Source organism: Curtobacterium sp. YR515 (assembly GCF_900113095.1).
GTDB lineage: Bacteria > Actinomycetota > Actinomycetes > Actinomycetales > Microbacteriaceae > Curtobacterium.
In genome coordinates, this window is sequence record NZ_FOOD01000002.1 from 445,571 (window position 1) to 458,790 (window position 13,220).

Here is a 13,220-nt window from a genome sequence, read left to right on the forward strand (position 1 = left end):
GGGCCATGCCCGACACCGCGCCCGCCTCCGAGATGGGCCTCCGCGACCGCAAACGCCTCGAGACCCGGCACCGGATCGCCGAGGCGGCACGCTCCCTCGCACTCGAACAGGACATCGACCGCACCACGATCGAGCAGATCGCCACGCGCGCCGAGGTCTCCCCGCGCACGTTCTTCAACTACTTCGAGAGCAAGGAGGACGCGGTCCTCGGGCACACCGAGCTCGACCTCGCGCCCGAGACGCTCGACGCCCACCTGGCCGCCGTCGCGGGGGAGCCCGCGGCACAGGCCGTGGTGGACCTGGCGTTCCTGGTGTTCGGGGAGTCCTTCGGTGACGAGCACGAGCGGCTCGCCCGGAAGGAGGTGATCGTGCGCTTCCCGCAGCTCATGCGCCGCCAGGTCTCCCGGATGACCACGGTCGCCGAGGCGATGACGGGCGCGGTCCGGACGATCCTCGAGCGGGACCCGGCCTGGGGTCCGGACGCGGCCACGCCCCAGGCGGCCGAGATGCTGCTCGGCATGTGCATGACCGGGCTGCGGAGCTCGGCGCGCCACGAGGGGTCGGACCCGGAGGAGGTCCGCGCGCGGGTGGTCGCGACGATCCGCGACACCGCGGCCCGCATCACGGGCCAGTAGCGGCCGGGAGGCGCGGGGCGGGGCCGCCACGCGCCTCCCGTCCGTCGCACCACGCGCCTCCCGTCCGTCGCATGGTGAGCAGAAATGGTCGGGTGCCGCTCGGGGACCCGACCATTTCTGCTCACGATGCGAGCGCGGCGCGGCGCGCGCGGCGCGCCGCGCCCGCATCACGGCTTCGTGATGAAGCCCTCCTTGACCATCCAGTCGAAGGCGACGTCGGCGGGCTCCCGACCCTCGACGTCGACCTGCCGGTTCAGCTCCTGCAGCACGGCGTCCGTGAGCTTCGGCGAGATCTGGTCGTAGACGTCCTCGAGCTGCGGGTACTCCTTGAGCGTCGCCGAGTCGAGCACGGGCGCGACGTTGTACGCCGGGAAGAAGCCCTTGTCGTCCTCGAGCACGGTGAGCCCGAGCGACTTGATGCGGCCGTCGGTGGTGAAGACCTCGCCGAAGTTGCACTTGCCACGATCGGTCGCGGTGTAGACCGTGCCGGTGTCGAGGATGCTGACGTTCTTCGTCGGGATGCCGTTGTCGCCCGAGCCGCCGAGCTCGAGCCCGTACTTCTTCAGCATCGGCTTGAAGCCGTCGGCACGGGAGTTGAACTCGGACTCGACGCAGAACGTGCGATCGCTGACGGGGAGCTTCGTGATGTCGGAGAGGGTCTTGATGTCGCCGAGCTCCGACACGGCCTCGTCGCGGACGGCGAAGGCGTACGTGTTGTTCATCGGCGCCGGCTCGAGCCAGGTGAGGCCGTTGCCGGCGTCCTCCTGCTTCACCGCTTCCCACTGCTCGGTCTTGTCCGGGATGCCCTCGCTGTGGCCCATGAAGGTCAGCCAGGCCGTGCCCGTGTACTCGTACGTGAAGTCGGCGCCGTGCGAGGTCATCAGCTCGCGGACGGCGACGCTGCCCGGCACGTTCGTCTCGTCGGTGACGTCGAACCCGGCGGCCTTCGCGGCGAGCACGGCGATCTTGCCGAGCACGAGCTGCTCGGTGAAGTTCTTCGAGGTCACGGTGATGTGCGCGCCGTCCGGCAGGTCGTCGATGCGCTGGATCGAACCGGGGTCCGCGGCGGGGACGAAGGACGTCGCCGGCTGCAGGCCGCAGCCGGTCAGCACGAGGGCGGCCGCGCCCGCCACGGCGGTGGCGGTCGCGACCCGGCGACGGACGGTCGGACGGGAGGCGCGGCGTGCGCCCCGCAGATCGGCGCGCGGCGCGTCGTGGGTCGCGTTCGGGGCGTCGTGGGTCATCGGAGTCCCTTCGGTCGTGCGACCGTCTCGACCACGCGGCCGATCCAGTCGATGGACAGGGCGAGGAGCGCCACGAGGAGCGCCCCGGAGACGAGGACCTTCGGCAGGAACAGGTTCACGCCGGTGGTGATGAGCAGTCCGAGGCCACCGGCGCCGACGAACGTCGCCAGGCTCGCGGTGCCGACGAGCAGCACCAGCGCGGTGCGGATGCCGGAGAGCATGACCGGCACGGCCAGCGGCAGCTCGACCTTCACGAGCACGCTGAACGCGCTCATGCCCATGCCCCGCCCGGCCTCGACCAACCGCGAGTCGACGCTCTGGATGCCGATCATGGTGTTCCGGAGCACCGGCAGGATCGCGTAGAGCACGAGGGCGACGACGGCCGACCACGAGTTCAGGCCGAGCCACGCGGCGAGCAGCACGATGAGCCCGACGGCCGGTGCCGCCTGCCCGAAGTTGGCGACGGCGAGCACGTACACGCTCGCACGGCGGAGCGGCCCGCGGGTGAGCAGGACGCCGAGCGGGATGCCGATCACGAGCACGAGCACGGTCGACTCGAGGGTCAGCACGAGGTGCTGCCCGGTGAGCGCGAGGATGTCCGCCGGGTTGAGCGTGGTGCGCTCGGTCGGCGTGAGGTCCGCCGTGGCGAGCCAGACCGCGAACCCGGCGAGCACCACGAGGATGGCGATCGGCTGCACGAGCAGCCCCTTCCACCCGGTGCGGCTGCCCGTCCCCGCCCCGGCGGCGACCGCGCTCACAGGTCCTCCCCGCTGGTCGCCACCACGGGCGACGACGGCATGGTCTCGATCGGGTTCGTGTTCGTCCCGACCGGCGTGTAGGCCTGCTCCTGGGCGGCGGCGGCGCGCGACCGGGTGATCGCGTCCATGACCGTCTCGACGGTGATGACGCCCTGGAACGCCTCGCCGCGGCCGGTCACGAGTGCGGCGCCGGCGCTCGACACGAGCATGGTGTCGAGCGCGTCGTTCAGGGTTGCGGCCCCGCCCACGACGGGCAGGTCGGGCTCGATGCCCTCCGGGATCCGGTCGAGCCGCTCGAGCTGACGACGCGTCGGCCACCCGATCGGACGCTGTCGGCGGTCGACGACGACGGCGTGCCCGTGGCCACCGGCCTCCTGCATGCGCTGCAGCACGGCCTTCGCCTCCTCGCCCGGCGAGCAGGTCACCGCGGGGGCGAGCTCGACGTCGCGGACCCGGTTCAGCGTGAGCTGCTTGAGCCCGGCGCCGGACCCGATGAAGTTCTCGACGAACTCGTTCGCCGGCTCCGCGAGGATCCGCTCCGGGGTGTCGTACTGCACGATGTGGGCGCCCTCGGTGAAGATCACGATCCAGTCGCCGAGCTTCACGGCCTCGTCGAAGTCGTGGCTCACGATGACGATCGTCTTGTGCAGCTCCTCCTGGATGCGGAGGAGCTCGTCCTGCAGGCGCTGGCGGGTGATCGGGTCGACCGCGCCGAACGGCTCGTCCATGAGCAGGACGGGCGGGTCCGCGGCGAGCGCCCGGGCGACGCCGACGCGCTGCTGCTGGCCGCCGGAGAGCTCGCGGGGGAACCGGTCGCGGTAGGTGTCGGGGTCGAGCGAGACGAGGTCGAGGAGCTCGTCGACGCGGGCCGCGATCTTCTCCTTCGACCACCCGAGCATCTTCGGGACGATCGCGATGTTCGCCGCCACGGTCATGTGCGGGAAGAGCCCACCGGCCTGGATCACGTAGCCCATGCGGCGACGGAGCTCGTCCGCGTCGATCCCCGTGACGTCGTCCTCGCCGACGACGATGCGTCCCTCGGTCGGTTCGATCAGGCGGTTGATCATCTTGAGGGTGGTCGTCTTGCCGCAGCCGGACGGGCCGACGAGCATGACGATCTTGCCGGCCGGGATCTCGAGCGTGATGCCGTCGACCGCGGGCTTCGTCTGACCGGGGTACCGCTTCGTGACCTCGTCGAGCAGGATGCGGCGGCCGGTGACGTCGCCGGCGGGAGCGGTGGTGGTGGCGGAGTCAGTGCTGGACACGGATACCTCTCGAGATGGTCAGACGGCCGAGGCCGAGGAGGAGCAGGTCGAGGACGAGGGCGAGCAGGACGACCCCCACCACCCCGACCGTCACGGAGAAGAGGGCGTTCGCACCGCCGAGGCGGGACAGCCCGGAGAAGATGAAACCGCCGAGCCCGGGGCCGAGCGCGTAGGCGGCGATCGCGGCGATGCCCATCACCATCTGCGCGGACACCCGCACACCGCTGAGGATGATCGGCCACGCCATCGGCAGCTCGACCTGGAGCAGGGTGCGGAACCGGCTCATGCCGATGCCCCGCGCCGACTCGACGACCGTCGGCGGGATCTCGGCGAGGCCGACGACGGCGTTGCGCAGGATCGGCAGCGTCGCGAAGAAGACGACCGTCACCACGGACGGCACGACGCCGAAGCCGAGCGGAACGATGAGCAGACCGATGACCGCGAAGGACGGGAGCGTCAGGCCGATCGCCGAGACCCCGTTCGCGACGGAGGTGAGCCGTTCGCTGCGGTAGACGAGTGTGGCGAGGACCACGGCGATGAGCGTCGCGAGCACCGTGCACTGGACGACCAGTGAGAAGTGCTGCCACGACGCGAACCAGATCTGGTCCCACCGCTCCCCGATGTACTGGAACACGCGCAGAACGCTCCCCTCCGGTCGGCCGAACTGCCCACGGGTCGGGGCACAAGTGGGTTCGAACCTACGCAGGGGGCAGGGTCACCGCACAACCGGGGACGGGCGCCGGAGCGACTCCCTACGGATCCGCGAAGCCGGAAACACCCGGTCAGGACCGATGCAGCGCCCCGACCCTGGGAGAACGGTAACGATCCCGAGCAGTCGTCGGCTATGCGCCGAGGTCGCGGAGTCCCGACCGCTCGGCGACGTCGACGAGGTGCTCGCGCCAGAGGACCCACTCGTCCGGGGTCTTCTCGGCGAGGTTGCCGTCCCCGTCACCCGCGAGCCCGTCGAGCATCTCGCGCACGATGTCGGCGTGCCCCGCGTGCCGGGCCGTCTCGTACCCCATGTGCACGAGGATCCGGTGCAGGGTCACCCGCCGGCGGTCCTCCGGCCACCAGGGAACGACCCCGCGGGCGTTGAGGTCGAGCGCCTCGATCGTGGCGTCCGCGTGCGCGGCACTGCGGTGGTGGAACGCGACGACGTCGTCCAGGGTCTCGTCGAGCGTCGCGTACATGTCGTCGCCGTCCTCGGACTCGAGCCAGGCGGGCGCGTTCGGCAGCGGGCGTCCGAAGACCTCGCCGAAGTACATGGCCTGCACGCCCGCGACGTGCTTCACGAGTCCGAGCACGTTCGTCCCGGTCGGCGTGACCGGCCACCGCGCCTGCCGTTCGGCGAGCCCGTCGAGCTTGGCGACCAGTGCCGCGCGGTGCTTCTGCAGGTACCGGTGCAGCGTCCGCTTGAGGACCTCGGCGTCGATGCCGGTCGTCGACCCCTCGTCCGACAGCATCGAGCCGCCGCTCGAGGCGATGGTCGGTGCTGCCGGTGCGGGGTGGACCTCGGGGACCGGGTCGGCGCTCGTCATGCCCTCGATCGTGCCACCGAACGCTCGCGGACGCGCTCCGACTCCTGCACGGCGACCCGTTCGGCGGTGAGCAGGAGCCCGGCGACCTCGCCGGAGTTCCGCGCCGGGGCGTCGTTCCAGCTGGTCAGGTCGCGGACCCGTCCCATCCGGACGTCCGGTGCCGGGCACCAGAGGACCGGCTGTCCCTCGTCGACGGCGAGGGCGTGCCACACCAGGTCGAGGGCGCGCTGGACCTGCTGCGAGTGCACGGCGTGCGGGCCACCGGCAGCGGAGACCACGGACCCGACCAGGCACGCGGCGACGAGGGGGCGGCCCTGCACGTCCATCGCCGCGGCGCTGGAGGCCTTCCGCATCCGACCGTGCTCGTCGACGTACGCGAACCACGCGTGCTGGATCCACCCCCGTTCGATGACGCCGCGCGCCCCGGAGAGCAGCCGGGCGAGGTCGTCCAGCTCCTGCAACCGGGCCTCGACGCGACGGTCGCGCGCAGCGGAACGGCGTGCGGAGAACCGGTCGAGGAGCCCGCGGAAGCCGGTGCGGGTCGGGGTGGACGGGACGGGAGAGGCGTCGGTGGCGACGTCGTGCTGGACGCGGAACTCGAGGGTCATGACGGCCCCTCCGATCTTCACGTGCACGGATTGGTGCGGTCACGATAGCCCCGCGCGGACTCAGTCGTCCAGCACTTCTCCGATCACCCGGCCTGCGACGGCGCGGAACGCGCGGTCGTCGGACAGGTGGAGTGCCGAACCGATCGAGACGGCCCAGGCACGCGCCCGTTCCCAGGTGTCGTCGTCGGCCGCGACGCGCGCGCGGAAGGTGCGCCGCGCCTCCCGGTCGAGCGTGAGCCACGCGGTGGCGAGGTCGACGGCCGGGTCGCCCGCCGTCACGTCGCCGAAGTCGACGACCGCCGACAGGCGGGTCCCGCCGTCCGGCGCGGTGTCGACGAGCACGTTGAAGGGGTGCAGGTCGCCGTGCACCCAGACGGGAGGCCCGGCGTACGCGGGCAGCGCCGCCGCGGTCCGCCAGACTGCCGCGAGTTCACGGGCCCGGGGCACGTCCGCCGTCGCGAGTCGCGTCAGGACGCTGTCGCTGCGCGTGGCGAGCGGCACCGCGCGGACGGGGTTCACGGGGGCGTCCGGCGGCGCGGGGACGTGCAGCAGCTCGACGAACGCGGCGAGCGCCTCGGCCACCCGCACGCCACCGGCGCGTTCGCCCGCCGGGGTACCGGGCAGCCAGCGGACGACGCTCCACGACCACGGGTACCCGAGGGCCGGGCGTCCGGTGCGGACCGGATCGGGGACGGGCACGATCGCCGCCACCCGGTGCGCGATCTCCGGCAACCACCGCTGCTCGTGCTCGATGAGCGCCGCAGCGGCCGCCCGGCGGGGGAGCCGCACGGCGAGCAGCTCGCCGAGCCGGACCACGACGTTGTCCCAGCCGCTCGCCACGATCGCGAGCGGGAGGTCCGCGAGGTCCGGGTGCTGGTCGCGGAGCAGGGCGGCGACGAGCGGGACGTCGACGTCGACCTCGGCGGCGGGGGTGGCCATCGGGTCAGGGTAGCCGGGGGCGCGCACACCCGTGAACTGGGGAGAGCCGGGCGGGGCGGGCGCTCGGTAGCCTCGAGGGACCAGCGACGTGGGTGTCCATGGGGGGACCCGCGTCGCGTGGCGGTCGGGTCAGGCGTCGGGTCAGGCGTCGTCGGGCAGCGGGGCGATCAGCGCGACGAGCCGGGGGATCTCCGGGCGCACCCGGTCGGAGACGATGGCCGCGAGCAGGACCGTCCAGAGCTCACGGAGCCGGACGTACAGGTCCGACCGGTCGGCGAGGACGTCCGAGACGGTCTGCACCCCCGTGTACGCGGGGATGACGACGCGGCCGACGAGTTCCGGGTCCCACGCGGGGTCGACCTCGCCGGCGTCGATGCCCTGTCGGACGAGGTCGGTCACCACGGCGATCCAGTCGGCGTACGGGTCCTGCCGGGCCACGTCCGCCGTCGCGGCCTCGGTGGACAGACGGATGCCGGCGCTCACGACGGTCTCGTGGATCATCTGCGACGCGAGGCCCTGGGACATCCACATGAGCACCTCGAGCGGGGTCGTCCCGCGGGCGGCCGCCGCCTCGCCGTACCGCCGGGAGACCTCGTGCTGCCGGGCGATCACCGCGCCGGCGAGGTCGGCCTTCGACGTGAAGTGGAAGTACAGCGCACCCTTGGTGAGGCCGGCCCGCTCGGCGACGGCGTCCATCGAGGTGCCGAGGTACCCGCGCTCGTCGAACTCGCCCGCCGCCGCGTCGAGGATCGCGGCACGGGTGGCGACCGCCCGCTGCTGCCGCGTGCCACCGTCCTGCGCCATGATCCTGCAAGCGTACCGATGCGGCCGTCCCAGGCGGTGTCCGGGTGACGTCCGGGAACCTCCCCGGTCGGCTGTCGTACGGTTCCCGGCATGGACGGATGGCGGAACCCGGTGCGCTGGGCACGGACGGGTCGGTGGCTGCTGCTGCCGATCGCCGTGCTCGACTGGGTCGCGCTGGCGCCGCAGACCGTCGTCGTGCTGGCGTTCGCGATCGCCGTGGTCGGGCTGGCCGGCATCGCCGCGGCACTCGTCGCCCGGATGCTCCGAGGGTCGCGGGGTGCGATGGCGGCGCTCGGGGTGGTGCTCCTGCTCGGCGGGCTCGTCGTGTTCGGCCTCGATCCGTTCCCGGGGTCGTTCCCGCTCATCGACGGGTGGTGGCCGGAGTCGATCACGCAGCCGCAGGTCGTGGGGAGCGCCTACTGGCAGCTCGCCGGCCTCGGGATCGAGCTCGCCGGGTTCGGCATGCTCGCGACGCTGCTGGTCGTGTCCCTGACCGCGAAGCCCGCGCAGCGCTGACGACCGCGGGCGCTGACGGTCGGTCACGGGCGCGGGCGGCCCGTCGCGCTCAGTCGCGCCTGAGGACGAGGAGCGTGCCGGCCGTGGCGACACCCCGGACCCGGTCGACCAGGCTCGCGGTGTCGTCGGCGTCCCGCACCCATCCGATCAGCGTCTCGAGGTCACCGACCGCGGCCAGCAGTCCGTCGGTGCACAGCACGACGCGGTCTCCCGACGCGAGGTCGAGCGCACCGGGGGTCCGCGCCGTCGCCTCCGGTTGCAGGCCGATCGGCAGGTCGTGCGACCGGAGCACCGCGGCACCGCCGTCCGCGCGCACGACGGCCGCGAGGCCGTGCCCAGCGTCCCCGTACTCGACGTGACCCGACGCGGGGTCGAGCCGCAGGTGGAAGAGCGACCCGACGGTGTCCGCAGCCGACAGGTCGGCGGCGACCTGCGCCTCCAGGCCGACGATCGCGGTCTCCATGTCGACGTCGGTCCGCGCGATCACGGCTGCCCGGACCGCTGCTGCCAGCAGTGCCGAGGCGCGACCGGCTGCCGGGACGGCTCCAACGGTGCAGTGCAGGCGGCCGTCGGCGGCGACCCGCCAGTCCGCGACGTCGCCGGAGTCCTCGCGGGGGAGCGTCAGCACCTCCAGCGAGTACCCCGGGACCTCGACGGGTCCGGGGACGAGGCCCTCCACGACCCGCCGGACCCGGTCGCGCTCGATCGTGTGCCCGAGCTCCCGCTCCGCCCAGCGCGCGAGGTCGCGCAGCAGGTCGATGTCCTCGGCCGTCAGCGTGCGCGGCGCCGCGTCCATGATGCAGAGCGTGCCGACGCGCGTGCCGTCGAGCATCGACAGCGGTGCGCCCGCGTAGAACCGGATGCCCTGCTCGGTGACCGCGGCGAGGTGGGCGAACCGCGGGTCGAGCATCGTGTCCGGCACGACGATCGCTTCGTCGGTGAGGACCGTGGTGGCGCAGAACACCGACTCGGCCGGCACACTCGAGCCCTGGTGCCAGCCCTGCGTGGACTGCGCCGTGACGAGCCCGTCGTGCACGAGGTTGAGGAAGGACAGCGGGACCCCGAAGGCCTCCTGCGTCATGCGGGTGATGCGGTCGAAGCGCTCCTCGGGGCCGCTGCCGAGGACGCCGAGCGCCTCGACCACGGCCGACCGGTGCGCTGCGGCGTCGAGGTGGGTCACCCGTCCTGTCTACCCGCACCCTCGCCCAGGAACCAGTCCCGCGGGTGGGGGTCGGCGGTCAGTTCGCGTCGCTCGGACACCGGCGCCGCCCACGCGGCCGCGTTCGACAGCACCCGCTGGATGTCCGGGTGGTGGTACACCGGGTACTCCTGGTCACCGGGGGAGAAGTAGAAGACCTTCCCGAGGCCCCGGCGGTACGCGACGCCCGAGCGGAAGACCTCGCCGCCGGCGAACGTCGACAGGAAGACCTCTTCGTCGGGGCGCGGGATGTCGAAGTACTCGCCGTACATCTCCTGGCGGTCGATGACGATCGGGTGCGGGACGCCCGCGGCGATCGGGTGCTCGGGCGCCACGGTCCAGACGAGCTCGCGCTCCCCGTCGTTCCGCCACTTCAGGGAGCAGGTCGTGCCCATCAGGCGCTTGAACGGCTTCGAGTAGTGCCCGGAGTGCAGCACCACGAGCCCCATGCCCGCGTGCACGGCATCGACCACGAGGTCGACGACGGCGTCGCTGACCTCGTCGTGGGCGGCGTGGCCCCACCAGAACAGGACGTCGGTGGTGGCCAGGCGCTCGGCGGTGATGCCGTGGTCGGGCTCCTGCAGGGTGGCCGTGCTCACGGTCGCGTCGGGGTGGTGCTCGCGCAGCGCGGCGGCGATCACGGTGTGCATGCCGTCGGGGTAGTGCCCGACGACGGTCTCGTCACCCCGGCTCTCGTGCACGTTCTCGTTCCAGACGACGATGTTCAGGGGACGGGATTCGGTCGGCGTCGACATGGCTCCCACGCTAGTCCGCCTGGTCGTCGAATCGATACGACCACCGGAGTGTCGGGGCTTTCCCGGGAGGCGTCCGCGACGATGTCCGCATGACTCCCCGCTCCCTGTTCCGCGCCGCCGCGGTCGCCGAACTCGTGACCTGGACCATGCTCATCGCCGGGATGGTGCTCAAGTACGGCCTCGGTGCCGGCGATTGGGGCGTCCGGATCGGGGGCGGGGTGCACGGCTTCGTGTTCCTGGCGTACCTCGTCGTGACGACCGTCGTCGCGGTGAACCAGCGGTGGTCGGCCGGAGCGCTCGTGCTCGGGTGGGCGAGTGCCGTCGTGCCGTACGCGACGGTGCCGTTCGAGGTCGCCGTGGCCCGGCGCGGGATGCTCGAGGGCCCGTGGCGCCGCGGTGCCGAGGGGCGCGTCGGCTTCTGGGACCGCCTGCTGTTCTTCGTGGTGCGGCACCCCGCGGTGTCGATCCTCGTCGGCGTCGTCGCCGTCGCCCTGGTGTTCGTGGCGCTGCTGGCCGCCGGCCCGCCCGTCCCGTCCCGCGGCTGACGCGCTGCCTTCGTGAGCAGGAACGGTCGGGTTCGTGATGCGGACCCGACCGTTCCTGCTCACGAAGCGCGGCCCGGGTCGCCACCACACGACGGACAGGAGGCGCGGTGCCAGCCGGCACCGCGCCTCCTGTCCGTGCGTCCCGCGTCTACAGCGCGGCGAGGATCCCGTTCAACGTGGCGGACGGGCGCATCACGGCGCTCGTCTTGGCGTCGTCCGGACGGTAGTAGCCGCCGATGTCCGCCGGGTGCCCCTGCACGCTGTTCAGCTCCTCGACGATCGTCGACTCCTGCTCGTCGAGCGTCGCCGCGATCTCGGCGAACGCCGAGGCGAGCTGGGCGTCGGTCGTCTGCGCCGCGAGCTCCTGGGCCCAGTACTTCGCCAGGTAGAAGTGGCTGCCGCGGTTGTCGATCGACCCGAGCTTGCGCCCCGGCGACTTGTCCTCGTCGAGGAACGTGCCGGTCGCACGGTCGAGCGTCTCGCCGAGGATCTTCGCCCGCTCGTTGCCCGTCACACCGGCGAGGTGCTCGAGGCTGACCGCGAGGGCGAGGAACTCACCGAGGCTGTCCCAGCGCAGGTAGTTCTGCTCGACGAGCTGCTGCACGTGCTTCGGCGCCGAACCACCGGCACCGGTCTCGAACAGGCCGCCGCCGCCGAGGAGCGGGACGACGGAGAGCATCTTCGCCGAGGTGCCGAGCTCCATGATCGGGAACAGGTCGGTGAGGTAGTCGCGGAGCACGTTGCCCGTGACGGAGATGGTGTCCTCACCACGGCGGATGCGCTCGAGCGAGAAGCGCATCGCGTCCTCGGGGGAGAGGATCTCGATCTGCAGCCCGTCGGTGTCCTGCTCGGCGAGGTACGTCCGCACCAGGCCGATGAGGTTCGCGTCGTGCGCACGGGTCTCGTCGAGCCAGAACACCGCGGGGGAGCCGGTCGCACGGGCACGCGTCACGGCGAGCTTCACCCAGTCGCGGATCGCGACGTCCTTGGTCTGGCAGGCGCGCCAGATGTCACCGGCCTCGACCTCGTGCTCGATGACCGTCTCACCGCCGCTCGTGACCACGCGGACGCGGCCGGCTGCCGGGACCTCGAAGGTCTTGTCGTGCGAGCCGTACTCCTCGGCCTTCTGCGCCATCAGGCCGACGTTCGGCACCGAGCCCATGGTGGCCGGGTCGAACGCACCGTTGGCACGGCAGTCCTCGATCGTGGCCTGGTAGATGCCGGCGTAGCTCGAGTCCGGGATGACCGCGAGGGTGTCGTGCTCCTCGCCGTCCGGACCCCACATGTGGCCCGAGGTGCGGATCATCGCGGGCATGGAGGCGTCCACGATGACGTCGCTCGGGACGTGCAGGTTCGTGATGCCCTTGTCGGAGTCGACCATCGCGAGCTCGGGGCCCGCGTCGATGCCGTCCGCGAACGCCTGCTTGATCTCCGCACCGTTCGGCACGGCGTCGAGCCCGGCGAGGATCGAGCCGAGGCCGTCGTTCGGGTTGAGCCCGGCGGCGGCGAGGTCGGCGCCGAAGCGCTCGAAGACGCTCGGGAAGAACGCGCGGATGACGTGGCCGAAGATGATCGGGTCGGAGACCTTCATCATCGTGGCCTTGAGGTGCACCGAGAACAGGATGCCCTGCTCCTGCGCCGCGCGGATCTGGTCCTGCAGGAAGGCCTCGAGCGCGCGGACGTGCAGCACCGTGCCGTCGACGACCTCGCCCGCGAGGACGGGGATCGACTGCTTGAGGACCGTGGTCTCGCCGTCGGCACCGACGAACTCGATCGTCAGGACGTCGTCGGCGGGGGCGATCCAGGACTGCTCGTTCGAGCGGAAGTCGTCCGTGCCCATCGTCACGACGTTCGTCTTCGAGTCGTGGCTCCAGGCGCCCATGCGGTGCGGGTGCTTGCGGGCGTAGTTCTTGACGGAGAGCGGTGCGCGGCGGTCGGAGTTGCCCTCGCGCAGGACCGGGTTCACGGCGCTGCCCTTGGTGCGGTCGTAGCGGGCGCGGGCGTCGCGCTCGTCGTCGGTCGTCGGCTCGTCGGGGTAGTCCGGCAGGTCGTAGCCCTGCGCCTGGAGCTCCTTGATCGCGGCCTTGAGCTGCGGGATCGACGCCGAGATGTTCGGCAGCTTGATGATGTTCGCCTCGGGGGTCTTCGCGAGGTCCCCGAGCTCGGCGAGGGCGTCGTCCAGGCGCTGCTCGGCGGTGAGCCGCTCCGGGAACTGGGCGATGATCCGGCCCGAGAGCGAGATGTCGCGGGTCTCGACGTCGACACCTGCGGTGCCGGCGAAGGCCTGGATGACCGGGAGGAAGGAGTGGGTGGCGAGGAACGGCGCCTCGTCCGTGAGGGTGTAGATGATCTTGGCCATGCTGGCGGGTACTCCCTTGTTCGACCGTCGGTACGTCCACGCTACTCGCGCAACGG

Annotated in this window: 14 protein-coding genes; 3 read left to right on the top strand and 11 right to left on the bottom strand. The window is 72.0% G+C overall.

The window, feature by feature from the left end; genetic code table 11:
* Window positions 1-5 precede the first annotated feature (5 nt).
* Complete coding sequence (locus tag BM028_RS06875; RefSeq protein ID WP_092385448.1) at window positions 6-635, top strand: TetR/AcrR family transcriptional regulator; 630 nt, start codon at window positions 6-8, stop codon at window positions 633-635.
* A gap of 167 nt (window positions 636-802) precedes the next feature.
* Here the strand turns inward: BM028_RS06875 and BM028_RS06880 are convergent, their stop codons facing one another.
* From BM028_RS06880 to BM028_RS06915, 8 genes are all read right to left on the bottom strand, one after another.
* On the bottom strand, window positions 803-1,879 hold the full coding sequence (locus BM028_RS06880; protein ID WP_175496012.1) for a glycine betaine ABC transporter substrate-binding protein: 1,077 nt from the start codon (window positions 1,877-1,879) through the stop codon (window positions 803-805).
* The gene (locus BM028_RS06885; protein ID WP_092385450.1) at window positions 1,876-2,637 is read right to left on the bottom strand and encodes an ABC transporter permease; all 762 of its coding nucleotides are present in this window, start codon (window positions 2,635-2,637) and stop codon (window positions 1,876-1,878) included. Before BM028_RS06885 ends, BM028_RS06880 begins: the two co-directional genes overlap by 4 nt.
* A complete protein-coding gene (locus BM028_RS06890) occupies window positions 2,634-3,902 on the bottom strand; it encodes an ABC transporter ATP-binding protein (RefSeq protein WP_070417569.1) in 1,269 nt (422 codons plus the stop codon). The genes BM028_RS06885 and BM028_RS06890 overlap by 4 nt, the downstream gene beginning before the upstream one ends.
* Window positions 3,889-4,536 carry an ABC transporter permease gene (locus tag BM028_RS06895; RefSeq protein ID WP_070417568.1) on the bottom strand — a complete coding sequence of 216 codons (648 nt, stop codon included), beginning with the start codon at window positions 4,534-4,536 and terminating at the stop codon, window positions 3,889-3,891. The genes BM028_RS06890 and BM028_RS06895 overlap by 14 nt, the downstream gene beginning before the upstream one ends.
* Window positions 4,537-4,744: 208 nt before the next feature.
* Entirely contained in the window at window positions 4,745-5,440 is a 696-nt protein-coding gene (locus BM028_RS06900) for a DinB family protein (protein ID WP_092385452.1), read from the bottom strand.
* Entirely contained in the window at window positions 5,437-6,048 is a 612-nt protein-coding gene (locus BM028_RS06905; RefSeq protein WP_139199256.1) for a DUF6197 family protein, read from the bottom strand. The genes BM028_RS06900 and BM028_RS06905 overlap by 4 nt, the downstream gene beginning before the upstream one ends.
* A gap of 60 nt (window positions 6,049-6,108) precedes the next feature.
* Window positions 6,109-6,987, bottom strand: a complete 879-nt coding sequence (locus BM028_RS06910; protein ID WP_092385454.1) for an aminoglycoside phosphotransferase family protein — start codon at window positions 6,985-6,987, stop codon at window positions 6,109-6,111.
* 141 nt (window positions 6,988-7,128) lie between these two features.
* Window positions 7,129-7,791: a ScbR family autoregulator-binding transcription factor gene (locus BM028_RS06915; protein ID WP_071302407.1), complete on the bottom strand. Its 663-nt coding sequence runs from the start codon at window positions 7,789-7,791 to the stop codon at window positions 7,129-7,131.
* 90 nt (window positions 7,792-7,881) lie between these two features.
* On the opposite strand from BM028_RS06915, the gene BM028_RS06920 reads away from it, so the two are divergent.
* On the top strand, window positions 7,882-8,307 hold the full coding sequence (locus tag BM028_RS06920; RefSeq protein ID WP_071302406.1) for a hypothetical protein: 426 nt from the start codon (window positions 7,882-7,884) through the stop codon (window positions 8,305-8,307).
* Between the two features lie 49 nt (window positions 8,308-8,356).
* On the opposite strand, the gene BM028_RS06925 is transcribed toward BM028_RS06920, so the two are convergent.
* On the bottom strand, window positions 8,357-9,487 hold the full coding sequence (locus tag BM028_RS06925) for a GAF domain-containing protein (RefSeq protein ID WP_092385456.1): 1,131 nt from the start codon (window positions 9,485-9,487) through the stop codon (window positions 8,357-8,359).
* Complete coding sequence (locus tag BM028_RS06930; protein ID WP_229084831.1) at window positions 9,484-10,260, bottom strand: ThuA domain-containing protein; 777 nt, start codon at window positions 10,258-10,260, stop codon at window positions 9,484-9,486. Before BM028_RS06930 ends, BM028_RS06925 begins: the two co-directional genes overlap by 4 nt.
* A gap of 89 nt (window positions 10,261-10,349) precedes the next feature.
* Between BM028_RS06930 and BM028_RS06935 the strand changes: the two genes are divergently transcribed.
* Window positions 10,350-10,805 (top strand): DUF3817 domain-containing protein, encoded by a 456-nt coding sequence (locus BM028_RS06935; protein WP_092385458.1) that lies wholly within the window; start codon window positions 10,350-10,352, stop codon window positions 10,803-10,805.
* A 148-nt stretch (window positions 10,806-10,953) separates the two neighbouring features.
* Here the strand turns inward: BM028_RS06935 and BM028_RS06940 are convergent, their stop codons facing one another.
* Complete coding sequence (locus BM028_RS06940; RefSeq protein ID WP_092385460.1) at window positions 10,954-13,164, bottom strand: NADP-dependent isocitrate dehydrogenase; 2,211 nt, start codon at window positions 13,162-13,164, stop codon at window positions 10,954-10,956.
* Window positions 13,165-13,220: the final 56 nt, after the last annotated feature.